The 23,851-nt window shown below is 59.6% G+C and carries 20 protein-coding genes and 1 tRNA gene; 6 read left to right on the forward strand and 15 right to left on the reverse strand.

Annotated elements, in window-relative coordinates:
• Window positions 1-297: 297 nt before the first annotated feature.
• Window positions 298-1,332, forward strand: coding sequence for an aspartate-semialdehyde dehydrogenase (locus O3S81_RS00400; RefSeq protein ID WP_003522626.1), 1,035 nt, complete (start codon window positions 298-300; stop codon window positions 1,330-1,332).
• Window positions 1,333-1,552: 220 nt separating this feature from the next.
• On the forward strand, window positions 1,553-2,368 hold the full coding sequence (locus tag O3S81_RS00405) for a lytic murein transglycosylase (RefSeq protein ID WP_269340205.1): 816 nt from the start codon (window positions 1,553-1,555) through the stop codon (window positions 2,366-2,368).
• A gap of 191 nt (window positions 2,369-2,559) precedes the next feature.
• Here the strand turns inward: O3S81_RS00405 and O3S81_RS00410 are convergent, their stop codons facing one another.
• Window positions 2,560-3,201, reverse strand: a complete 642-nt coding sequence (locus O3S81_RS00410) for a carbonic anhydrase (protein WP_269340206.1) — start codon at window positions 3,199-3,201, stop codon at window positions 2,560-2,562.
• A 175-nt stretch (window positions 3,202-3,376) separates the two neighbouring features.
• Window positions 3,377-4,252: a pyridoxal kinase PdxY gene (pdxY, locus tag O3S81_RS00415; protein ID WP_269340207.1), complete on the reverse strand. Its 876-nt coding sequence runs from the start codon at window positions 4,250-4,252 to the stop codon at window positions 3,377-3,379.
• A gap of 293 nt (window positions 4,253-4,545) precedes the next feature.
• Between pdxY and O3S81_RS00420 the strand changes: the two genes are divergently transcribed.
• Window positions 4,546-6,006 carry a phospholipase D-like domain-containing protein gene (locus O3S81_RS00420; protein ID WP_269340208.1) on the forward strand — a complete coding sequence of 487 codons (1,461 nt, stop codon included), beginning with the start codon at window positions 4,546-4,548 and terminating at the stop codon, window positions 6,004-6,006.
• Between the two features lie 49 nt (window positions 6,007-6,055).
• Window positions 6,056-6,901: an endonuclease/exonuclease/phosphatase family protein gene (locus O3S81_RS00425; protein ID WP_269340209.1), complete on the forward strand. Its 846-nt coding sequence runs from the start codon at window positions 6,056-6,058 to the stop codon at window positions 6,899-6,901.
• Window positions 6,902-6,934: 33 nt separating this feature from the next.
• Here the strand turns inward: O3S81_RS00425 and O3S81_RS00430 are convergent, their stop codons facing one another.
• The 4 genes from O3S81_RS00430 to O3S81_RS00445 form a co-directional block, all read right to left on the reverse strand.
• Window positions 6,935-7,132, reverse strand: a complete 198-nt coding sequence (locus tag O3S81_RS00430; protein ID WP_269340210.1) for a hypothetical protein — start codon at window positions 7,130-7,132, stop codon at window positions 6,935-6,937.
• 291 nt (window positions 7,133-7,423) lie between these two features.
• Complete coding sequence (locus tag O3S81_RS00435; protein WP_269340211.1) at window positions 7,424-10,618, reverse strand: efflux RND transporter permease subunit; 3,195 nt, start codon at window positions 10,616-10,618, stop codon at window positions 7,424-7,426.
• 130 nt (window positions 10,619-10,748) lie between these two features.
• Window positions 10,749-11,939 (reverse strand): efflux RND transporter periplasmic adaptor subunit, encoded by a 1,191-nt coding sequence (locus O3S81_RS00440; RefSeq protein ID WP_269340213.1) that lies wholly within the window; start codon window positions 11,937-11,939, stop codon window positions 10,749-10,751.
• 56 nt (window positions 11,940-11,995) lie between these two features.
• Entirely contained in the window at window positions 11,996-12,802 is an 807-nt protein-coding gene (locus O3S81_RS00445; RefSeq protein WP_269340215.1) for an alpha/beta hydrolase fold domain-containing protein, read from the reverse strand.
• A gap of 248 nt (window positions 12,803-13,050) precedes the next feature.
• Between O3S81_RS00445 and O3S81_RS00450 the strand changes: the two genes are divergently transcribed.
• A complete protein-coding gene (locus tag O3S81_RS00450; RefSeq protein ID WP_269340217.1) occupies window positions 13,051-13,950 on the forward strand; it encodes a LysR family transcriptional regulator in 900 nt (299 codons plus the stop codon).
• A 107-nt stretch (window positions 13,951-14,057) separates the two neighbouring features.
• Here O3S81_RS00450 and O3S81_RS00455 read toward each other — a convergent pair whose 3' ends face one another.
• Window positions 14,058-16,016: a methyl-accepting chemotaxis protein gene (locus tag O3S81_RS00455; RefSeq protein WP_269340218.1), complete on the reverse strand. Its 1,959-nt coding sequence runs from the start codon at window positions 16,014-16,016 to the stop codon at window positions 14,058-14,060.
• Window positions 16,017-16,323: 307 nt separating this feature from the next.
• Window positions 16,324-16,398: transfer RNA gene (locus O3S81_RS00460), tRNA-Gly, on the reverse strand.
• Between the two features lie 375 nt (window positions 16,399-16,773).
• Here O3S81_RS00460 and O3S81_RS00465 point away from each other — a divergent pair.
• Window positions 16,774-16,995 carry a hypothetical protein gene (locus O3S81_RS00465; RefSeq protein WP_269340219.1) on the forward strand — a complete coding sequence of 74 codons (222 nt, stop codon included), beginning with the start codon at window positions 16,774-16,776 and terminating at the stop codon, window positions 16,993-16,995.
• Between the two features lie 70 nt (window positions 16,996-17,065).
• On the opposite strand, the gene dps is transcribed toward O3S81_RS00465, so the two are convergent.
• The 7 genes from dps to O3S81_RS00500 all read right to left on the reverse strand — a co-directional run bounded on the left by dps (window position 17,066) and on the right by O3S81_RS00500 (window position 23,796).
• Entirely contained in the window at window positions 17,066-17,554 is a 489-nt protein-coding gene (gene dps, locus O3S81_RS00470; RefSeq protein ID WP_269340221.1) for a DNA starvation/stationary phase protection protein Dps, read from the reverse strand.
• Window positions 17,555-17,676: 122 nt separating this feature from the next.
• Window positions 17,677-18,435 carry an iron ABC transporter ATP-binding protein gene (locus tag O3S81_RS00475; RefSeq protein ID WP_269340222.1) on the reverse strand — a complete coding sequence of 253 codons (759 nt, stop codon included), beginning with the start codon at window positions 18,433-18,435 and terminating at the stop codon, window positions 17,677-17,679.
• On the reverse strand, window positions 18,432-19,400 hold the full coding sequence (locus tag O3S81_RS00480; protein WP_269340224.1) for an iron chelate uptake ABC transporter family permease subunit: 969 nt from the start codon (window positions 19,398-19,400) through the stop codon (window positions 18,432-18,434). The genes O3S81_RS00475 and O3S81_RS00480 overlap by 4 nt, the downstream gene beginning before the upstream one ends.
• Window positions 19,393-20,358, reverse strand: coding sequence for an ABC transporter permease (locus O3S81_RS00485; protein WP_269341369.1), 966 nt, complete (start codon window positions 20,356-20,358; stop codon window positions 19,393-19,395). Before O3S81_RS00485 ends, O3S81_RS00480 begins: the two co-directional genes overlap by 8 nt.
• A 200-nt stretch (window positions 20,359-20,558) precedes the next feature.
• Complete coding sequence (locus O3S81_RS00490; protein WP_269340225.1) at window positions 20,559-21,497, reverse strand: siderophore ABC transporter substrate-binding protein; 939 nt, start codon at window positions 21,495-21,497, stop codon at window positions 20,559-20,561.
• 393 nt (window positions 21,498-21,890) lie between these two features.
• Window positions 21,891-22,151 (reverse strand): hypothetical protein, encoded by a 261-nt coding sequence (locus tag O3S81_RS00495; RefSeq protein ID WP_269340226.1) that lies wholly within the window; start codon window positions 22,149-22,151, stop codon window positions 21,891-21,893.
• Between the two features lie 127 nt (window positions 22,152-22,278).
• Window positions 22,279-23,796 (reverse strand): tripartite tricarboxylate transporter permease, encoded by a 1,518-nt coding sequence (locus tag O3S81_RS00500; RefSeq protein WP_269340227.1) that lies wholly within the window; start codon window positions 23,794-23,796, stop codon window positions 22,279-22,281.
• Between the last annotated feature and the right edge of the window lie 55 nt (window positions 23,797-23,851).

Raw genomic sequence — 23,851 nt, forward strand, 5'->3', positions numbered from 1 at the left:
CCGCGCCTTTTTCCTTGACAGAAACGAGAAACCTTCTAATAGCTTCTCGCGAAGAAGGAGCATCACCTTGCGCATGCATGTTGCAGACATGTTCGTTATGGAAGGACCGGCACATTTGGCCGGCGATGATCCGCGCCTTTCTTATTCTATCCGAATTACGGCCAAAACGACGATTAAAACCGTCTGACGTCTCTGGCCACCGCTCTCTCCCCGGTTTGGCCGGGGATCGAGGAAGCCGCGATCTTTGCGGGTTCCCCACCTCACCAAAAAGAGGAGAGACAGAAAGAGAGCTTGATCATGGGTTTCAAAGTTGCAATTGCAGGCGCCACCGGCAACGTCGGTCGCGAAATGCTCAATATCCTGGCCGAACGCGGTTTTCCCGCCGATGAAGTCGTGCCGCTCGCTTCCGCCCGCTCCCAGGGCACGGAAGTCTCCTATGGCGATCGCACGCTGAAGGTTTCGAACCTCGAAAACTACGATTTTTCCGATACGGATATCTGCCTGATGTCGGCCGGCGGCGATGTGTCCAAGAAGTGGTCGCCGAAGATCGGCCAGCAGGGCTGCGTCGTCATCGACAACTCGTCGGCATGGCGTTACGATCAGGACGTTCCGCTGATCGTTCCGGAAGTCAATGCCGATGCGGTTGCCGGCTTCACCAAGAAGAACATCATCGCCAACCCCAATTGCTCCACGGCACAGCTCGTCGTCGCGCTGAAGCCGCTGCATGACTTCGCCAAGATCAAGCGCGTTGTCGTCTCCACCTACCAGTCCGTTTCCGGTGCCGGCAAGGAAGGCATGGACGAGCTGTTCCAGCAGACTCGCGCCGTCTTCGTGGCCGATCCGGTCGAAGCCAAGAAGTTCACCAAGCGCATCGCCTTCAACGTCATTCCGCACATCGACGTCTTCATGGAAGACGGTTACACCAAGGAAGAGTGGAAGGTTCTGGCCGAAACCAAGAAGATGCTTGATCCGAAGATCAAGGTCACCTGCACGGCTGTCCGCGTTCCCGTCTTCATCGGCCATTCGGAATCGGTCAATATCGAGTTCGAAAACGAGATCACTGCCGATCAGGCAAGGGACATCCTGCGCGAAGCACCGGGCTGCCTCGTCATCGACAAGCGCGAAAACGGCGGTTACATCACCCCGGTTGAATCCGCTGGCGAAGACGCGACCTATATTTCGCGTATCCGCGAAGATGCGACGGTCGAAAACGGCCTCAACCTTTGGGTGGTTTCCGACAATCTGCGCAAGGGTGCTGCCCTCAACGCCGTCCAGATCGCCGAACTGCTGATCAATCGTGGTTTCATCAAGCCCCGCAAGGCGGCTGCCTGATCCACGATACGATTTTTTAAGGTTCGTTAAGTATAACCCGTCTGTTCTGTGTGGGGCAGGCGGGTTTTATAATTGGCGAGATCACGGCCAGTTTATTTGCAGGCCTTGCTGCCGAAAGGCAATTTAGGCCGCCAAATAACAATTTGGCACCTGAATCATACAGTATTTACGGTTTGGGTCTCGGGATGAATTCCCCAAAGGATATCAAAGGCAGATTTTGATGCGGGCAATGAAGGCAATTCTGGCTGGTGTGGCCATGGTCTCGGTTTTGGCAGCGACGCCGGTTATGGCTGCGCAATGCGGCAACACTTCGGCAGGCTTCGAGGCCTGGGTCGGCACCTTCAAGCAGGAAGCGGCGGGCCGCGGCGTCAGCGCTTCGGTGCTCGACCGCGCTTTCTCCGGCGTCTCCTACAACCGGGCGACCATCAGCGCCGACCGTGGCCAGCACAGCTTCAAGCTGTCTTTCGAACAGTTCATGCAGAAGCGCGGCGGTCAGACGATCATTTCGCGCGGCAAGGCCATGAAGAAGAACAATGCCTCCCTCTTCGCCTCGATCGAGAAAGCCTATGGCGTGCCGGCCGGTCCGCTTCTCGCCATCTGGGGCATGGAAACCGGTTTTGGCAGCTTCATGGGCAAGCAGCACACGCTTTCCGCCGTCTCCACGCTCGCCTTCGACTGCCGCCGCTCGGATTATTTCACCGAGCAGCTTTATGCGGCGCTGAAGCTCGTCGGCAGCGGTTCGCTGAACGTCAACGCCAAGGGCGCTGCCCATGGTGAAATCGGTCAGACGCAGTTCCTGCCCTTGAACGTCGTGCGCTACGGCGTCGATTTCGACCGTGACGGCCGCATCGATCTCGTAGGTTCGCGCGCCGATGCGCTGGCCTCCACCGCCAACTTCCTCGTCGGCCACGGCTGGCAGCGCGGCGCGGGTTATCAGCAGGGTCAGGCGAATTATGCCGCCATCCAGGGCTGGAACGCCGCAAGCGTCTACCAGCAGGCCATCGCCTTCATCGGCAAGGCGATCGACGGCCAATAAGGCTGTTTTCTACGAACCAAAATTTCACTTTCGTCATGCCGGACTTGATCCGGCATCCAGCCACGGCGCGTCTGCGCCGTGAAAGGACTCTCCCGCGATCAAGGATTTGATCGCGCTGGACCCCGGATCAAGTCCGGGGTGACGGAATGCGGATAAGGCGACGGGCGGCTTTTCAGCAACTACCGCTTCAATCACAGGTCCGGGCGGCGGAAGTCGCCCGTTTTGCTGTCCATCACCCACAATTCGCCGGTCGAAATATCGAACCATGCGCCGTGCAGCTTGACCTTTCCCGCGGTTTCCTGCGCCTTGACGAAGGGGAAGCCACGCAGATTGGCGATGGAATTGCGGATCGAAACGCGCTCCAGCGCTGTCTGACGCTCAGAGGCGGTCATGACGTCATTGCTCTGGATCTGTTCGGCCGCGGACTTGACCATGTTCATCCATTTGCCGATGAAATCGCCCGGCGACAGCGGCTCGAGATTGGGATCGAGTGCTGCCTGAATGCCGCCGCAGCGGCCATGTCCCATGACGACGATATCCTTCACCTTCAGAACCTGCATGGCATATTCGATGGCCGCCGACGTGGCGTGATACTGGCCGTCGGGCTCGAAGGGCGGCACCATGTTGGCAACGTTGCGGACGACGAAAAGCTCTCCCGGTCCGCAGTCGAAAATGGTTTCCGGCGCCGAACGGGAGTCACAACAGGCAATGAACAGCGTCTGCGGTTTCTGTCCGGTATCTGCCAGAACACGGTATCTGTCGCGCTCGTCGGCATAGCGGCCGCTCATGAAGTTCTTGTAGCCGTTGAGAAGGGTTTCCGGAAAATCTTTCATCTATCGCAGTACCGTTATGGTTGGACCAAGATCAAGAGAAGAACTCGGTGCGTTGAAGACCAATCCTCTAGAGCATTTTCGCTTTTCTTCGAACCGCGAAACCGCTCCAACTCCTTGTTTGCCGCATTTCCGGACGGAAAACCGGGGTCCACTTTTCGTGGAAATGCTCTAGCCGCTATTTGCGCTTGCTGCGCGAAGGATGCAAGAGATGACGCATCTGCACCATGGCCATGGGTGTGGAGAGGCTTGAGGAGTCCGTCTCCAGCGTCAGTTCGTTCATGTCGCGTTTTTTGGTGCGGGCCAGAATTTCGAACACGCTGGCGGTCGCCAGTTGCAACGCCTTTTCATCGTCCAGCCCCTCCAGCAGGCGGGCGAGGAACAGCGCCGACATCAGGTCGCCGAGGCCGTTCGGCGCATTTTCGATGGCGCGGTGTTCGGCAAGCAGCGCATGGCGGCCGCTGAGGTAAAGATTGCCGGTGCCGCCCGTCATCATCGGCACGGCCGAAGTGACCAGCATTTTCGGCGGACCGAGCGCGAGCGCGGCATCCATGATGGCGTTGTTGGTTTCAAGCTCGGCGCCGCTCATCCATGCCAGTTCGTAACGGTTCGGTGTCGCGACGGTGGCAAGCGGGATGAGGTGATCGCGGATGGCTTCGGCGGTCTCGAGGGGAATGTAGAGCCCGCCCAGATCGCCCATGACCGGGTCACAGGCATAAACGAGCGCCGGGTTCTTTTCCTTGAGATTGCGGATCAGCCTTGCGACGGAGCGTACCTGTGCGGCGCTGCCGAAATAACCGGTCAGAACGGCCTTGACCTCGCCGACCCATTTGGCGTTTTCGAGGTCGGTCATCGCCTTGTCGAAATCGTCATCCTGAAAGCGCATCCGCGTCGAGGGGCCGTGGCCGGGATGCCAGGGCATGACGATGGTCGGCACAGCCCAGACGGGATAACCGAGCGTCTCCAGCGCGAAAACGGCAGCGCGGTTGCCGACGGAGCCACGCATGACGTGGCTGGAAATGACGATGACGGCGCCTTGGGTATTTTCCTGCATCACGGCCTTCTTGCTTTCCAACGTCGCAGAAAGCCCGCAAGTGCACCCCGCGTTGCCACTGCCCACAGATCAAGATGCGCTCTCATGACATATCGCAAGGCCGGTTTCCACCGTTAATCCCGCAAGGGTCTGTCCCGCAAAAGCGTGGGCGGGAAGCGCACGCGCCGCTTGCCCTTGCGTCCGCCTGCCGGGTCATCATGGCGGGACCGGTGAATTGCCTATCTTTTTGTTTACGCGTCCGCTTCTCCGAAAACCGCGTTACACTTTTCGGCCCGATGCCCTATAGTTGCATCATGCTCGACCTCGTCATCGCCTATTGGCCCCATATACTTGCCGTCCTTTCCATCTTGATGGGAACCGTGGCGGCCGTGCATGCCACGATGACGAAGGAAGAAGTCCGCTCGGCGCTCGGCTGGGTGGGTGTCATTGTGCTGTCGCCCATCGTCGGTGCGGTGATTTATGCGATTGCCGGCATCAACCGTATCCGCCGGTCGAACATCACGCAGCAGCGCTCCTTCATGCTGGACGAGATCATGGATCGCGTGGCGCGTCTTGATGCCAGCAACGACATGATCGCCACGCGTTTCGGCCGCCGTTTCGAAGCGATGAAGACGCTGGGAGACCGGGTGACACGCCATGCGCTGACGACCGGCAATGGCATAGAGCCGCTGGTGACCGGTGATGTCGCCTATGCCGCCATGCTGGAGGCGATCGGTGAAGCGAAGCGGTCGATCATTCTCGAAACATATATTTTCGACAATGACCGGATCGGCGCGCGTTTCGTCGCAGCGCTGGAAAGGGCGAAGCTGCGCGGCGTGGAGGTGAGGGTGCTCATTGATGCCGTGGGCGCTCGTTATTCGGTGCCGAGCATCCTGCCGACGTTGAGAGAAAAGGACATCGTCGCTGATGTCTTCAACGGCAATGTCATCATGGGGCTGCGGCTGCCCTATGCCAATCTGCGTACCCACCGCAAGATCCTGGTGGTGGACGGGCGCATCGCGTTCAGCGGCGGCATGAATATCCGCGAGGGCTTCACCCTGGAATTTGGCGGCGAAAAACAGTCGCACGACACACATTTCAAGATTACCGGGCCGGTCGTCTCCGATTTTTTCTCCATCGCCGCGGAAGACTGGCGCTTCACGACGGGGGAAGTTCTGGACGCGCCGGTCTGGGATATTGCCATTCCCGACGGCGTGCCGGGCTCTGAGATCGTCGCCCGCGTCTGCTCCTCGGGACCGGACAAGAGCATCGAGACCAGCCACAAGATGCTGATGGGTGCCTTTTCCGTCGCCCGTTCCTCCATTCTCATCATGTCGCCCTATTTTCTCCCCGATCGAGAGCTTATTTCGGCGCTCATAACCGCGGCGAGGCGGGGGGTGGTGGTCGATATCATCGTGCCGAAAAGCAACAATCTGGTGCTTGTGGACCGGGCGATGACGGCGCAATTCGACCAGATGCTGCAGAATTATTGCCGTATCTGGCGGGCGACGGGGGCTTTCAATCACTCCAAGCTTTTGGTGATCGACGAATGCTGGACCTATATCGGTTCTTCCAACCTCGATCCGCGTTCGTTGCGGCTGAACTTCGAGATCGACCTCGAGGTCATGGACGAGCCGTTCGCCGCGATGATCGGGGAGCGCATCCGCGATGCACGGGCGACCGCAATACCCGTCCGGCTGAGCGAACTGAATGCGCGGCCATTCGTTGTCCGTTTCGTGGAGCGTGTCCTGTGGCTCGCTTCGCCCTATCTTTAGAGCGCCGTGCGTCCGAAAGGACGATGCGCCAGACCGGAGGCATTGACGCGTGAAGAAGAACGGCTTGCTGGATAACGAAAAAACGGCGCTGGCGAAGAACGCCAGCCTGCCGGCCTTCGTCATGCAGTCGCTGCGCGAGCGCCGCCAGCGGCAAAATGCGGTGCCGGCGATAAAAGACCATTCCTTTCCGGTCATCGCTTCCTACAATGTGCATAAATGTGTCGGCCGCGACCGCAAGTTCGATCCGGATCGCACCAGCCGTGTCATTCAGGAAATCGGCGCGGATATCATCGCCCTCCAGGAGGCGGACAGCCGTTTCGGCGAGCGCACGGGCCTGCTCGATCTTGCCCGGCTGGAACGGGAAAGCGGGCTCATCCCCGTGCCGGTGCAGGCCGGCGTGAAGGCGCATGGCTGGCACGGCAATGTCGTGCTGTTCAGGGAAGGGGCGGTGAGGGACGTTCATACGCTGAAATTGCCGGGGCTTGAGCCACGCGGCGCACTCGTCGTGGAGCTGGACCTGAAGAGTGGCGGCACGTTGCGGATCATCGCCGCCCATTTCGGCCTTCTCAGACATTCCCGCGCCCAGCAGGCCAAGGCGTTGGTCGGGCTTCTGGAAGCGCGCAACGAATGCGCGACCATCCTCATGGGGGACCTGAATGAATGGCGTCTCGGCAACGGTTCGTCACTCAATACCTTCCGGGACGCTTTCGGTGGCTTGCCGCCAGCAGTGCCGAGTTTCCCGTCCAACCTGCCGGTGCTGGCGCTCGACAGGATCATCGCTAATCGCGAAGGGCTGATCGAGCAGGTGGAGGCGCATGACAGCGCATTGGCACGCATCGCCTCGGATCACCTGCCGCTGAAAGCCGCGATCCGGACCGATCTGCTTCCGGCCTGAGCCGCTGCCGTATCCGGCGCGACTGGCAGTCCTTCACGCCGCCGTCAGGTAATCGCCGCGCGAACGGGCTTCGAGTAGCGACGTGCGGATGGCTTCCATCAGCCGCTCACGATTGTTCCTGGTCTTGCCTCTGTCCAGATTCTGCGCGGAAAGCGCGAGATCAAGACCCTCATGCATCACGATCGAATAGGCAACGGTGGTTGCCCAGTTTTCGTAATCCTGCTCCATCATGTCGCCCCTGAACTAAATCATTTAGTCCGAATCACCCCGTTCTTGGAAATTACCACAAAATACAAAGCATAAAATACCACTGTTTCTTTCTGCACCAGTTGACCGTTTCAGATATATTGTCTTTCGTCAGTTTTAATGCAGTGCAATATAGGGCTGTTCTCTACTTAAGCATTTGAAACGGATTCTATTTCAGCGACGTCGCATGAATGCCTCCAGCCATGAAAAACGCCGCGCATCGGGGGATGCGCGGCGGGCTTGCGTCGAAGGTGGCGGTGGATGGGAGGTGAGGCGTCAGCCGGCCTTTTCGAGCTTGTAGTCCGAATTGGCCGGTTCTTCCTGCTTGTGCTGGATGAGCGGGCGGTTGCCCGCGAGCTTCCGCACCAGCACGTAGAAGACCGGTGTCATGAAGATGCCGAAGAACGTCACGCCGATCATGCCGGAGAACACCGCGACACCCATGGCCGCGCGCATTTCCGCACCTGCACCGGTGGAGACGACCAGCGGCACCACGCCCATGATGAAGGCGAGCGAGGTCATCAGGATCGGGCGGAGACGAAGCCGGCTTGCCTCGATGGCCGCCTGAAGCGGCGTTCGTCCCTCGAATTCCAGTTCCCGGGCGAATTCCACGATCAGGATCGCGTTCTTCGCCGAGAGACCCACAAGGACGACAAGGCCGATCTGCGTAAAGATGTTGTTATCCCCTCCCGTCAACCAGACGCCTGTGAGGGCCGCGAGCACACCGAGAGGTACGATCAGGATGATCGCGATCGGCAGCGTGAGGCTTTCATATTGCGCGGCGAGCACGAGATAGACGAGCAACAGCGCCAGCGGGAAGACCACGATGCTGGAGTTACCGGCGAGGATCTGCTGATAGGTCAGGTCCGTCCACTCGTAATCGACACCGGCGGGCAGGGTTTCGGCAAGGATCTTCTCGATCGCCGCCTGCGCCTGTCCCGAGGAGAATCCCGGTGCCGGACCGCCGTTAATATCGGCCGCAAGGAAGCCGTTATAACGGTTGGTGCGTTCCGGTCCCGTCGTCGCATCCACCTTCAGCAGAGTCGAAAGCGGGATCATCTGACCCGTTGCCGAACGCACCTTCAGGCGGCCGATATCTTCGGCATGGGCGCGGAACTGCGCATCTGCCTGCACACGCACGCTGTATGTCCGCCCGAAGGCGTTGAAGTCGTTGACATAAAGCGAGCCCAGATAGATCTGCAGCGTCTGGAAGACGTCGCTGACCGACACGCCGAGCTGTTCGGCCTTGGCGCGGTCGAGATCGGCGAAGAGCTGCGGCACGTTGATCTGGTAGCTGGAGAAGATACCCGCCAGCTCCGGCGTCTGGTATGCCTTGGCGATCACGGCTTTCGCCGCCTCGTCGAGCGTCTGGTAACCGTAACCGGCGCGATCTTCGATTTGCAGCTTGAAGCCGCCCGTCTGGCCGAGACCGTTGACCGGCGGCGGCGGGAACATGGCGATGAAGGCATCCTGAATGCCGGCATATTTTTGGTTCAGCTGCATGGCGATGGCACCGCCGGACAGTTCCGGTGTCTTGCGCTTTTCGAAATCATCGAGAACCGCAAAGACGATGCCGGAATTGGAGCCGATGGTGAAGCCGTTGATCGACAGGCCGGGGAAGGCGATGGCGTGGCTGACGCCGGGCGTTTCCATGGCGATGTCGCTCATCCGCTTGATGACGCTTTCCGTGCGGTCGAGCGTCGCGCCGTCCGGAAGCTGGGCAAAACCGATCAGATATTGCTTGTCCTGTGCCGGCACGAAGCCGCTCGGAACCGTGGTGAACATGCCATAGGTGGCGGCCACCAGTGCCATATAGACCAGCATCACCAGGCTCTTGCGCGTCACCAGCCCGCCGACGGTCTTGCCGTAGCCGTTCGAAGCCGCGCCGAAGGCACGGTTGAAGCCACGGAAGAACCAGCCGAAGATCTTGTCCATGAAGCGGGTGAGCCAGTCTTTCGGCGCACCGTGTTCCTTCAGCAGCAGGGCCGCAAGCGCGGGCGACAGCGTCAGCGAATTGATGGCCGAAATGACGGTGGAGATGGCAATGGTCAGTGCGAACTGCCGATAGAACTGGCCGGACAGACCGGAGATGAAGGCAAGCGGCACGAAGACCGCGACCAGAACCAGCGCAATCGCGATGATCGGTCCGGAGACTTCACGCATCGCCTTGTAGGTGGCGTCACGCGGCGAGAGCCCGTTTTCGATGTTGCGCTCGACGTTTTCGACGACCACGATCGCATCATCCACCACGATGCCGATGGCGAGCACGAGCCCGAACAGCGTGAGCGCGTTGATGGAGAAACCGAAGGCATACATGACGGCGAAGGTGCCGATGATCGAGACCGGGACGGCGATCAGCGGGATGATCGAGGCGCGCCATGTCTGCAGGAAGAGGATGACGACAAGCACCACGAGGCCAACGGCCTCGAGGAGTGTATCGACAACCTTCTCGATGGAGGAGCGCACGAATTTCGTCGTATCGTAGACGATCTCGTATTTCACGCCATCCGGCATCGCCAGCTGCAGATTATCCATCGTGGCGCGGACATTGTCAGCGATTTCGATGGCGTTGGAGCCGGGAGCCTGAAGCACGGCAACAGCCACGGCAGGTTCGCCGTCGAGCAGCGAGCGCAACGTGTAATCGGCGGCACCCAGTTCAATGCGGGCGACATCGCGCAGGCGGGTGATTTCACCGTTGGCACCACTCTTGACGATGATGTTGCCGAATTCTTCCGGCGTCGTCAGACGGCCTTGGGCATTGACGTTGAGCTGCAGGTCGACACCATTTGGGCTTGGTGAAGCGCCGATGACGCCGGCTGCGGCCTGCACGTTCTGCTGGCGGATGGCATCGGAGACGTCGCTTGCGGCGAGGTCATGCTCGGCGACCTTCTGCGGATCAAGCCAGACGCGCATGGAATAGTCACCGGCGCCGAAGACCTGTACCTGGCCGACACCTTCGATGCGGGCAAGGCGATCCTTGACGTTCAGCGTCGCATAGTTGCGCAGATAGGTGATGTCATAGGCATCGGTCTTCGACACGAGGTTGACGACCATGATGAAGTCGGGCGAGCTCTTGACGGTGGTGATGCCGAGCGCGCGCACTTCCGAAGGCAGGCGCGGTTCGGCCTGCGACACGCGGTTCTGTACCAGCTGCTGCGCCTTGTCGGGATCGGTGCCGAGCTTGAAGGTGACGGTCAGCGTCAGCACGCCGTCCGATGTCGCCTGGCTCGCCATATAAAGCATGTCCTCGACGCCATTGATCTGTTCTTCAAGCGGTGTCGCGACGGTTTCGGCAATAACGGTCGGGTTCGCGCCGGGATAGGTGGCACGGACGACGACGGATGGCGGAACGACTTCCGGATATTCGGAAATCGGCAGGGCGCGCATGCCGAGTAGGCCTGCCACCACGATCAGGATCGACAACACGCCAGCGAATACCGGCCGGTCGACAAAAAATCTGGAAATATTCATATCCAGTCCCTCTCCGGGTCTTTGGGAATGCGAAGGCCGTTCCGGCGGCAATTCTGCCGCCGGTGAAGCCGGTTCTGTCTGAAGGGGCGTCTCGCGAAAGCGCGGGACGCTTATTGATCAAAGAGGCGGGTTACTGCGAGGCAGCAACCTTGTCTTCTGCCTGCGGTGCGATGGTGGCGCCGGGGCGGATGCGCTGCAGGCCGTTGACGACGATCGTATCACCGGCGGCAAGGCCGCTTTCGATGATGCGCTGGCCGTCAGCCGGAGCGCCGGGCTTGATCTGGCGGTAGCTCACCTTGTTTTCGGCATCGACCACGAAGACGAAGCGCTTGTCCTGATCCGTGCCGATGGCGCGATCGCTGATGACGATGCGGTTTTCCGGCTTCGGTTCACCCATGCGCACCCGCACGAACTGGCCGGGGATCAGCCTGCCATCCGGATTGTCGAAGACGGCGCGGACACCGATGGTGCCGCTTGCCGAATCCACCTGGTTGTCGATCAGGTGCAGCGTGCCCTTGATCGGCGTGCCCTCATCCGAAAGCGTGCCGATTTCCACGGGGATCTGTTCCAGAGCGGGCAGGGCGCCATCGGTTTTCGGCAGTTCGGCGAGCGCCTTGGCTACCACGCCTTCGCTGGCGTTGAAGCTGGCATAGATCGGGTTGACCGATACCAGCGTCGTCAGTGCCGGCGAGGTCGAGCCGGCGGCGACGAGGTTGCCGGCGGTGATCTCGATGCGGCCGACCCTGCCGGAAACCGGCGCGAGGATTTCGGTGTAGCCGAGATCAAGCTGGGCGGTGGTCAGTGCTGCGCGGGCGGCGCGAAGCTGGGCTTCGGCATCCGCAAACGAGCTCTGCCGCTGGTCGAGATCGCTCTGGGAGATGGTGCGATTATCGGAAAGCCGGCGGCCACGGTCGAGCTCCGTCTTTGCAAGGCTGACCTTGGCTTCGGCGGAAGCGACCTGTCCTTCAGCGCCTGCAACGGCAGCCTGATAGGGGGCGGGGTCGATGGTGAAGAGCGGGTCGCCTTCCTTGACGAGCGCGCCTTCACGGAAATGCACGGCCTTGATCTGGCCGGCGACACGCGAGCGAATCTGCACCCGGTCGACGGCTTCGAGACGGCCGGAAAATTCTTCCCAGCGCATCACGTCACGACTTTCCACCTTGGCGACGGTGACCGGGATCGCCGGCATTTCGGCAGGCGTGGAAGCGGCCGTTGCGTCGCGGCTGGTGGGGAGATCGAAAAACAATGCTGCGGCTGCAACGGACATGGCAAGCCCGATACCGGCACCCGTCAGGGCCCGGCGCTTGGTGTTCAGCGTCATGGGTTTCTCCTTGGCTCCTGATCAGGAGCAGGTCAGTTCTTCAATAAATGCGGTATTCAGTGTCTCAACTGGTCAACGAAGGTCTTGAACTCCGAACAGACGGATGAGACCCATCCGCCGCCCTCTCCTTGATAAAGCCCCGTCCAGCCGACGCCGGCGGGGAAAACATGGCTCCGGACGCTGACACCCGAGGCGATGAGGCGGTCTCCATAATTGACCGTTTCGTCGCGCAGAGGGTCATCCTCGGCGGTAAAGATCAGCGCCGGCGCCACCCGGTTCAGCCGCGTGCACTGGCAGGGCGCGGCATAGGGGTGGAAAAACCCGCACGCCTTGGCAAGGTAATGGCTCCAGCCATCGGCCCAGCGCTGGCGCATGCCGATCCTGTCCGCGTTGCGGAAGGATTCCGTCGTCATCATCGGATCGATCATGGGCGACAGAAGAATCTGGCCTGCGAGTTTGCCCGGCATGCGGTCACGAGCCTTCAACGCAAGGCCCGCCGCCACATTACCACCAGCCTCTTCACCGGCCACGAACAGCAGCGATTTCGCGCCGCCATAATGCTTGCGATCCCGGCTCAGATGGTCGAGCGCTTCGTAAGCGCAGTCAATGACCATCGGAAACTCATTGCCGGACGGCTTGCTGTAATCGGCTTCCACCACCACCGCGCCGCTTTCCGCAAGCGCACGTGCCACCGGAAGCTCGGGGCAACTGCCGCCCGGTTCAAGACCGGGTTCCAGAAACGATCCGCCACGCAGGTAAAGCACGATAGGCGGATGGCTGCAGAGGCAGGAACCTTCATAACGGCGCACGGAAAGCTTCGACGCGGACGTCTCACTCCCCATATTTTCCCAATGCGCGTTCATGACTCCAGATCCTTTGCGCCGCCACTTAAAGCGTGTTGCGATCTTTCGGATACGCTCCTGCGCTTTAAGTTTTTATCTTGCCGCATGTCGTCACCGCAAAACCGCAACGCGCTTTTGCGCGACATGCTTGAGGCGGATCATATTGCAAAATCTGAAATCCATATTATTGTTCGGATCGAAACGATCAAGCATGCAAAATTGAAAACACTATTCCGAAATCACGGATAATCATATCTCCGAGGCAGTGAATGGATCAGCTCTCCGCCATGCGGGTTTTTACGCGGGTCGTGGAAACCGGCAATTTCAGCCGCGCCGCCACCGCGCTGAACATGCCGAAAACCACGGTTACCAATATGGTGCAGGCGCTCGAGGCGCATTTGCAGACCACGCTTCTCAACCGCACCACGCGGCGGGTGATGCTGACAACAGACGGCGCTCTCTATTATGAGCGGGCATCACAGATTTTATCGGAAATCGAAGAACTGGACGGCAGTATGTCCAGCGCACAGGTACAACCCTCCGGCCGGTTGCGGGTGGAAATGGCCGGTGTCTTTGCGGACCTGGTGGTTATCCCACATCTTTGCGAATTTTACCAGCGTTATCCGCAAATCCGTCTCGACCTCGGCGTTGGCGACCGTCTGGTCGACTATATCGCGGAAAATGTCGACTGTGCCCTGCGCGTGGGTGTGCTGCGCGATCAGTCGCTGATTGCCCGTAAAGTCGGCGAACTCCGGTTCGAGACTTTCGCCTCGCCAACCTACATCGAAAATTTCGGCATGCCGCGCGAGCCGGAGGATCTGGAGAAGGATCATTATTCGGTGGGCTATCTCAATGCCACCACCGGCCAGATCATGCCGGCCTCTTTCGACAATGGTGTGCGCAGCGTCGAACTGACCCCGAATTACGTCGTCTCGGTGAATGACAGCCGCACCTATCTCAATGCGGCTCTGGCCGGCATGGGCATCGTGCAGCTTCCCGTCTTCATGGTGAAGGACGCGCTTTCGCGCGGCGAACTGGTGCCGGTGCTTTCAGAATGGCGGCGCGAGGCCATGCCGATCTATGTGGTCTATCCGCAAACCCGGCATGTGACCAACAAGGTGCGCGTTTTTGTCGACTGGCTGGCGAAGCTGGTTCATGGGCTGGTGTGATGTTGCTTATATTTCCAGGCTATTCCGGCGGATAATCGTCCCACACAGCTCGGGTGGGACGATGAGACCCCCGGACAACATATCCGGGGGTCTTGTCAAAGGACGGATCAGAATTCGGCCCAGCTTTGTTCTTTCAAGGCTGTGGAGACACCGAGTGCGGCGGCCACCTGGCCGATCATGCGGCGCGCCGGGGATGGTCTCGGCTGTGCATCGTTCGTAACGCGCATCGGTGCCTGATGACGCTCGGTTCGAGTGGTACCAACGTTTAAGGTTGTGCCATCCAGCCTGAACTCGCCGATGATCTGGCGGAGTTTCTCGGCATCGCCTGCGAGCGACGTGCTGGAAGCCTTTGCTCTTTCAACCATTCCAGCGTTTTGTTGTGTGACCTGGTCCATCTGGTTGACCGCGCTGTTCACTTCGGCCAGCCCGGCGGACTGTTCCCTTGCAGACGTCGCGATTGCGTCGAGATGCGTATTGATGGCGATGACATGACCTTCAATAACCTGCAGGGCGTCACCGGTGGCGGTCACAAGTTTGACGCCGTTTTGAACCTCATCGGCGGAATTGCGGATAAGTTCCTTGATTTCCTTGGCGGCTTGCGCGGAGCGTTGCGCAAGTTCACGCACTTCCTGTGCAACAACCGCAAAGCCTTTGCCTGCCTCACCGGCACGGGCAGCCTCCACGCCCGCATTGAGTGCCAGAAGATTCGTCTGGAAGGCAATCTCGTCGATGACGCCGATGATGTTGGAAATCTGGCTGGAGGAGTTCTCGATACGCTTCATGGCGTCGACCGCACTTGCGACGACCTGGCCGGATGTTTGCGCTGACCTGTTCGCCTCAACCGCCACCACCCGCGCTTCTTCCGTCCGCTTTGTGGAATTATTGACATTGCCGGTGATCTGGCCGAGTGCCGCCGCCGTTTCCTCCAGTGAGGCGGCTTGCGTTTCCGTGCGCCGCGACAGATCGCCGGCGCTGGTATTCAACTCGCGAGAGCCGTCATCGATAGCGGCCGTGACGTCGGCAACGGAAAGCAGCGTTTTGTTGAGCTGGCTTACGGCCATATTGAAGTCCGCTCGCAGGCTTTCGAAGTCTGCCGCGAAAGGCGTTGTCAGCTGGTAGGACAGATCGCCATCGGCCATATGTTTCAAACCCTCGGCCAGACCGCTCGTCGCTTCCGTCATTTCGGCGGCACGCTTGCGGTCCGTTTCGATGGTTTTTTGACGGTCCGATTCGGATTGGTCGCGCTCACGTGCCGCATCCGCTTCCAGCTGGCGGGCCTTCAGCTCGTTGTCCTTGAAGACCTGCACCGCCTTGGCCATCGTACCGACCTCGTCGCGCCGGTCCGTTCCATTCACATCGACGGCAAGGTCACCGTTGGAAAGCCTTTGCATCGTGCCGGCAAGTTTCTGCATCGGTGTGACCAGCCAGTTGCGGATCGCGAAATATCCGACGACGACGACGAGGAGGAAACCGAGGATGACCGCAGCTACGGTCACGAGCGCGGTCTGTTCGCTTGCCGCTGTCAGGGCACTGCTTTCCTTGTCGTTCCGGGCCGAAATTTCGGTGGCTATCTGCGTCAGTTTCGCACCGATTTTGGTGAAGATCGGCTGGCACTCCATGCCAAACGCCTTTTGCGATGCCAGTGCCTCATCCACGTTTGATGCCGTTCTTCCCAGATGCCAGGCGTTTTTGCAGGTCACATTGTAGAGTGTCTGCGCTTCATTTTTGAGCAGGGGCAAACGGCCGTCATTCGGAGCCGAGGCAATGGCTCTGTCCATCAACTTCGCGAATTCGGTGAGGGTGGCTTTTACTTCAACTTCAGCGGCGGCATTGCCCTCTTCCGTAAAGGCAATCATCATATCTGCCAGAGCAGCGCGCCCATTCAACAGGGCATGGTTCGCAAGCGCCAGATTCAAGGCTGCCGTGCTTTCGTGCTTGATGAGGTCGCTATAGCTTTTATCGATCGTCTTGATCTGCACCGCGGAATAGGCTGCGATCAAGATTACGCAAAGACCGAACAGCGCAAACACAGTCAAAAACTTCGCAACAACAGGAAAATCTCTCATCGTGACAACTCCTATAAGGAAATTGATCCCTTCATGGGTTCTTTCTTGGCGTCATGCGCTTTGTCATAAACTGATATACTTGGATAATTAAAGAATAATTATTGTTTATTAGCGACTTAGTATTAAGTTATTTGCTAAATTATTTAATCTATCTATAGTAATTCAAGCCGTGAGATGCATGTTTAATCATGCCACGCAAACTGGATTTGGGCAGCGGGACAGCCAATCCGGAGGCGACGATGGATAAAGACAAACCGTCGAGCCGAACCGAAAATTCGTGATATTTATCTGATTGTTTTAGGAAAACTGGAGCGGGCGAAGGGATTTGAACCCTCGACCCCAACCTTGGCAAGGTTGTGCTCTACCCCTGAGCTACACCCGCTCAAATCCACCGGTCCGGGGTAGTTCGCTGAACCGTGGGCCACCGAAGCGGCGACGGGTGCTATATCGCTCAATCGTTTTTGGAATGCAACAGTTTCTTTTGCTGTTTCGGTGGAAATCCACCCTTTGGCGGAATTATCGGGAATGCTGGGGAAAGGATGGAGGCCGAACAGGGGCGTCTCGGGGGAAGATGTTGTTTCAATTTGTTTTTATCGCCCGAGCCGGTAAGCCATAACCGACAGGTGGGCCAGAAAATAACCTATTTACATTTGGTTAAAATCTGATTCGACAAGTGATTCGTTCAGGTGTACAAATTTGATGTCCACGAAAAAAGAAAACGATACTTGGCATATCATCATCATCGGGAGGATGAGCCTTGTCGTATGCAGCTTTTGAAAGAGTTGGCGCGCAGTTGTCGCCGGAGCAGATCAGCGATCTGCAGAATATTTTCGATGGCGTATGTTTCGAGTGCCTTCAAGATCGCAGCAGCCATGTCGCCAATGAGTGCGCAGCGGTTCTGATCCGCAGCGCCCAGCGCGGCATTCTCGACCATGAGATGCTGCGCGATATCGGGCTTGCCGTTCTGCGACGGCATTGACAAACCAATATGAAAAAAAGCGCCCGGAACTTCCGGGCGCTTTGCTGTTGCGGGGTGGGCGGACGTCCGCTTAGCTCTTTTCCTGCACATGCGCTTCGAGGAACCACAGCGACTTGTCGAGATCGCGCGAGGCGGCGGTGAAGATATCGGCCGTCGTCGGGTCGCCGGCCTCATCGGAATCGTCGATCGCCTTGCGGATCATATTCGCGACATCGCCATAACGCTCGATCAATTCGTCGAGATGGTCGTGGATCTTGTAGATGTCGGTCGGATAGGCCTTGAGTTTCGTCGTCGAGGAGACGGATTGCAGGCTGCCGAGCGCCGTGCCGCCAAGCTGCACGGCACGTTCGGCAATCGTGTCACCGTGATTGTCGAGTTGCGTGCGGAAGGTGTCGAGAAGTTCATGCACGGCGATGAATTGCGGGCCTTTCAGGTTCCAGTGCGCCTGCTTGGTGGCGAGCGCAAGGTCGATCACCGAAGCCAGCGATTCGTTCAGAATGCCGATCACCGTCGCCTTGGCGTTGGAAGGCAGGTCGTTCTTCGTCTTGTGCGTCTTCATCGATGTCTCCTGAAGTTGCGGACGGAATGCCGCTTTGGAAAAGTCCGTCGTTTAACGTCCGGGCCTGTGGCCCTGTTCCATGTTAGGCAACATGACAGCGAAAATCCTGCACAATCATCATGTCATTCGTAAAACAGGCAGATGCGTCTGCCCTCTATCTCTTCGACACGGATCGGCATGTCATAGATATCCGCAAGGATATCCGGGCGGATGATCTCCTCTGCCGGGCCCTGATGGCAGATGCGGCCTTCGCGCATGGCGATGATGGTGTCGGAATACCAGGAAGCGAAGTTGATATCGTGTAGCACCAGTACCACGGTCTTCTTCAGCTCGTCGGCGGCGCGGCGCATGATCTTCATCATGCCGGAGGCGTGTTTCATGTCGAGATTGTTGAGCGGCTCGTCAAGCAGCACATAATCCGTATCCTGGCACAGCACCATGGCCACGAAGGCGCGCTGACGCTGGCCGCCGGAAAGCTCGTCGAGAAAGCGGCCGGCAAGGGTTTCGAGATGCAGATATTCGAGCGCCCGGTCGATATGGACCTTGTCTTCCATGGTCGGTCGGCCCTTGGAATAGGGGTAACGGCCGAAACCGACGAGATCGCGCACCGTCAGGCGCGAGGAGATGTGGTTGTCTTGCCGCAGGATCGAAAGCCGCTTCGCCAGCGTGTCGGAAGGGGTTTTCGCCACATCCAGCCCGCCGACTGTCACGGTTCCGGCGTCCATGGACATCAGCCGCGCCATGATGGAGAGCAGGGTCGATTTTCCCGCCCCGTTCGGCCCGATGATGGAGGTGACGCCGCCTGCCGGAATGGAGACGGTCACACCGTCGACGACGAGGCTATCGCCATAGGATTTGCTGATCTGACTGGCGATGATCATCGCGCACCCCGCTTCAGAATAAGACCAATAAAGACGATGCCGCCCAGAAATTCGATGATGATGGAAAGCGCCGTATCGAAGGCGAAGATGCGTTCCAAAACCACCTGCCCGCCGACGAGGCAGATGACGGCGATAAGGATCGCCGCCGGCAGCACATAGGCGTGTTTGCCGTTGCCCGTCAGATAATGGGCAAGGGCCGCGACCAGCAGCCCGAAGAACATGACCGGGCCGACGAGCGCGGTGGAAACGGCGACCAGCACCGAGACGAGCACGAGGATGATGGTGACCGTGCGCTTGTATTCGACGCCGAGGCTGATGGCCATTGCGCGGCCGAGTGACAGCACGTCGAGCGTATGCATGAGCCTGAGGCCGATGACGGTCACCAGGCCGATGATGATGGCGGAGACGGTGAGAAGCGTTGGATCGATGGAATTGAAGCTGGCGAAGAGCACATCCTGCAGCACCGTATATTCATTCGGGTCCAGCACGCGCTGCATGAAGCCCGAGAGGCTGCGGAAGAAGACGCCGAAGACGATGCCGACCAGCACCAGAAGATGCAGGCTGCGTTCGGCACCAACGAAAAGCCAGCGATAGAGCAGGGCCGAGAAAGCGACGAGCAGGGCGGTCTCGGTGAGGAATTTCAGTTGCGGATCGATCATGACCACGGTTGCCGAGCCGAACACGAAGATCAGCCCCGTCTGCATCAGCACGTAGAGCGAATCGAAGCCCATCACCGAAGGGGTGAGGATGCGGTTGTTGGTGACCGTCTGGAACAGCACGGTGGAGACGGCGATGGCATAGGCAACTAGCACGAGCGAGAGAAGCTTGATGCCGCGGAAGGGAAGCACGAAGCTCCAGCTTCCCTTGGCGCCAAGCGTCATGAAGGCGGCCATGGATATGAACGCCAATGCGGCAAGCACGATGAGAACGGTTTTTGCGCGCCGGTCGGGATGCCTCTCACGCATGGTGGCGTTTCCGCAGCAGGAGATAGAGGAAGAGAGCGCTGCCGATGACGCCGACCACGGTTCCGATCGGTATTTCATAAGGCGCGCGCACGGTGCGGCCGATGATGTCGCAGGAAAGTACGAAGACCGCGCCAAGCGTCGCCACCCATGGCACGGAGCGGCGCATATTGTCGCCGATCATCAGGCTGACGACATTCGGCACGATCAGCCCGAGAAAGGGAATCATGCCGACCGTGACGACCACGACGGCGCTGACCAGCGAAACGATGGTGAGGCCGAGCGCCATGACGCGGCGATAATTGAGGCCGAGATTGGTGGTGAAATCGCGGCCCATGCCGGCCACGGTGAAACGGTCGGCGGCAAGATAGGCGGCAATGGCGAGGATGAAGCCGACCCACAGCAATTCATAACGGCCGCGCAGCACACCGGAAAAATCCCCCGTCATCCATGCGCCGAGCGATTGCAGGAGGTCGAAACGATAGGCGAAGAAGGTGGTAACGGCGGCAATGACGCCGCCCAGCATGATGCCGATCAGCGGCACCAGCAGCACGTCGCGCAGCGGCACTTGCCGCAGGATACGCAGGAAGAGCGCGGTGCCTGCCAGCGCGAAAATGGCGGCCACCAGCATCTTGCCGAAGATCGACGTATCGGGCGCCAGCAAGGTGACGGTGAGCAGGCCGAGGCCGGCGGATTCGGTGGTGCCCGCCGTCGAAGGCTCCACGAAGCGGTTGCGCACCAGCATCTGCATGATGAGGCCGGCAATCGCCATGGAGCTTCCGGCCAGTATCAGCGCCAGTGTGCGCGGAATGCGGCTGACCAGCAGCACGCGCAGTGCATCCGCGCCCGTATCCGGCGCGAAGAGCGTGGTGAGCGAGACGTTGCTGACGCCGACGAACAGGCTGGTGGTGGCGAGCGCCAGAGCCAGAAGAAGGGCAAGGATGAGGGACAGGGATTTCACGTCGGTGGTGTTTCGAAAATGGTGAAAGCTCCGGCGGCCTCTGAGGTTGCGGAGAGGGGCCAACCTTCTCTCCGTCATCCTCGGGCTTGTCCCGAGGATCTGCAACCCATTGATTTTACGATGCCTTGGTAGATCCTCGGGACAAGCCCGAGGATGACGTCGAGTTTGGCGCAGCCTTCAGGAACAGGTGCGTATAGTGCCTAAGACTTCTTCTCGGAAACGGCCTTGTAGACCTGATCGAGCAGGGTGGCGAGCGCCGTGTAACCGCTGCTGACGATATAGGCCGCCTGCGGGTCGAGATAGACGATCTGCTTCTTCTTCCAGGCATTGGTCTGGTGCACCAGCTCATTGTCCAGCACCTGTGCGGCGGCCTTGCCGGGGTCGGTGGCGCGGCCGATGCCAGCGTCGCGGTCGATCACGAACAGCCATTCGGGATTGACCTCGGCGAGATATTCGAAGGAGACGACGTCACCGCGGTCGAAACGGTCGTCGATGTCGGCGGCGACCGGCTTGAAGCCGATTTCGGTGTGCAGCCAGCCGGTGCGCGAGCTTGGGCCATAAACACCAACCTTGCCGGCATTGGTGACGAGGATCATCGCCGTGCCGGAATTGGGCGCGATTTCCTTCAGCTTTGCCACCTTTTCATCGATCGCAGCATCGAGCTTTTTGGCTTCTTCCTGTTTGCCGAAGATATCGCCGAGCTTGGTGATGTTGGCCTTCACGCTTCCAATGAATTCCTTGGAATCGACCGACATGTCGATAGCCGGCGTGATCTTCGCGACATCGGGATATTTCGCCCGCGAACGGCCGCCGACGATGACGAGATCGGCCTCGGCCGCATTGATCGCCTCATAATCGGGCTCGAACAGCGTGCCGACCTTCAGATATTTGTCATCGGCATATTTCTGCAGATAGGTCGGCAAGTTGGAGCCGACCACGCCGGCGGGTTCGACGCCGAGTGCATCGAGATTGTCGAGCGAGGGAATATCGAGAACCAGAACCTTCTTCGGTGCCGCTTTCAGCACGGTTTCGCCCTGCGCGTGCTTGATCGTCATTTCCTGCGCGCCTGCGGTTATCGCGCCAAGGCTGAAGGCTGCTGCCGCCAGCAGTCGAACGGGGAAGGTGAAGTTGATGGCCACTTATATGTCCCTTGCAATATGGTTCTAAGCCCGCGGAAGGTTGTCCCGTGGGGTTAACTTGATGTCCGCTGTCAGCTTTATTGGCAAGGTTCGCGGAAATCAAAATTATGTTTTAGAACGGTTCTGAATTGCCGTGAGCGGGAAATGTGGGGCAGTGAAACACGCGCTCATCTCTCCCCGTCATCCTCGGGCTTGACCCGAGGATCCACTGCGGCGGGGTCGATGGATCCTCGGGTCAAGTCCGAGGATGACGTCGAGGGTTGAGCGAGGATCGGCGCCAGTCCCGTGTGCCATCTTCGGGTGCGGGGCATGTGACGGCGCGGGCGTGCCCTGATGGTGGGGCAGACCCGGGTTGTCCCTGCGCAATTGCATTCCGAACGTGACTGCCGTGTTTCAATCCTGCGGCCAGTCGCCAACGATTTCGCGTCGCTCCAGTTTCAACGATCGGTCCGTCTGCACCCGGTAGGTCTCGATCGCCAGCCGTCCGTCGCCCATCACGAATTCATTGCTGAGCGTGCTGCCGATGGGGGATTTGGTCAGTTTGGTGCGCGGCTGCCCGCCATAGGTGATGCTGCCGGGAATGGGCTCCACATCGGGCGTGGCGGTGGTGCAGCCGGCGAGCGCCAGAACCATCATGATCGCGATCTTGCGCATGTTCTTCTCCTGCGTTTGCAGCAATCCTATCATGGCCGCATCTGTGCCACACATCCCGTTGGCGTGAATAAAAAAGGCCCCGCATCCGAAGATACGGGGCCAGTTGCCTTGGGAGGCTCCCTGGTTCTCAGTCCTCGTTGGCGGCAAGCTGCGTCAGCACCTCGCCACGTCCGCGGATGCGCATGATCAGCGGAATGATGAAGGCGGCGGCCGCAACGATGAAGAGGCCAACGGCAATCGGTGAGGTGAACAGCACCGTCGGATCGCCCTGGCCGATGGCAAGGGCGCGGCGCAGCTGCTGTTCGGCGAGCGGGCCGAGGATGAGGCCAACGACCGCAGGCGCAATCGGATAACCGAAGATGCGCATGATATAGCCGAGGATACCGAAGGCGAGCAGCATGCCGAGTTCGAACACCGACGGGTTGGCGCCAATGGTGCCGAGTGTCGCGAACAGCAGAATGCCGGCGTAAAGCCAGGGCTTCGGAATGGTCAGCAACTTCACCCACAGGCCGACGAGCGGCAGGTTCAGAACCAGCAGCATCAGGTTGGCGATGAACAGGCTGGCGATCAGGCCCCAGACGAGCTGCGGATTGGTGGCGAACAAAAGCGGGCCGGGCTGCAGGCCATATTGCTGGAAGCCGGCGAGCATGATGGCGGCGGTTGCCGTCGTCGGCAGGCCGAGTGTCAGGAGCGGCACCAGCGTGCCGGCGGCGGACGCATTGTTGGCGGCTTCCGGACCGGCCACGCCTTCGATGGCGCCATGGCCGAATTCTTCCGGATATTTGGTCAGCTTCTTTTCGGTAGCGTAAGAAAGGAAGGTGCCGATTTCCGCACCGCCTGCCGGCATGGCGCCGATGGGGAAACCGATCAGCGTGCCGCGCAGCCAGGCTTTCCAGGAACGTGCCCAGTCCTGCGCGCTCATCCAGACGGAGCCTTTCACGGCTTCCACCTTGTCCGGGCCAGTGCTGCCCTGTGCGACGATGAACAGCGTCTCGCCGATGGCGAACATGGCCACCGCAAGTGTCGTCACTTCCACGCCGTCGAGCAGGTCGGGAATACCGAAGCTCATGCGGGTCTGGCCGGTCAGCTGGTCGATGCCGACAATGGCAAGCGCAAAGCCGATGAAGAGCGAGGTGAGGCCGCGCAGCGCCGAATCCCCGAAGGCGGAAGATACGGTCACGAAGGCGAGAACCATCAGCGCGAAATATTCACGCGGGCCGAAGACCAGCGCCAGCTTGACGATATAGGGCGCGATGAAGGCGAGTGCCACGGTGGCGATGAGACCGGCGACGAAGGAGCCGATGGCGGCGGTGGCCAGTGCCGGGCCACCTCTACCCTTGCGGGCCATCTTGTTGCCTTCGAGTGCGGTGACGATCGAGGCGCTTTCGCCGGGCGTGTTGAGCAGGATCGAGGTGGTCGAGCCGCCATACATGCCGCCGTAATAGATGCCGGCGAACATGATGAGCGAACCGGCGGGATCGAGCCGATAGGTGACGGGCAAAAGCAGCGCCACCGTCAGCGCCGGGCCGATGCCGGGCAGAACGCCAACGGCGGTGCCGAGCGTGACGCCGATCAGCGCATAAAGCAGGTTCATGGGTTGGGCGGCAACCTCAAGACCGTGCAGCAGGAATTCAAAGGTACTCATGGACAGATGTCCCCCTGTCGGGCGGAACGGCTGGCTTTCGCGTCGTCGCGCGCCG

This window comes from Agrobacterium sp. SOY23, from assembly GCF_027212525.1.
Classification (GTDB): Bacteria; Pseudomonadota; Alphaproteobacteria; order Rhizobiales; family Rhizobiaceae; genus Agrobacterium; species Agrobacterium tumefaciens_I.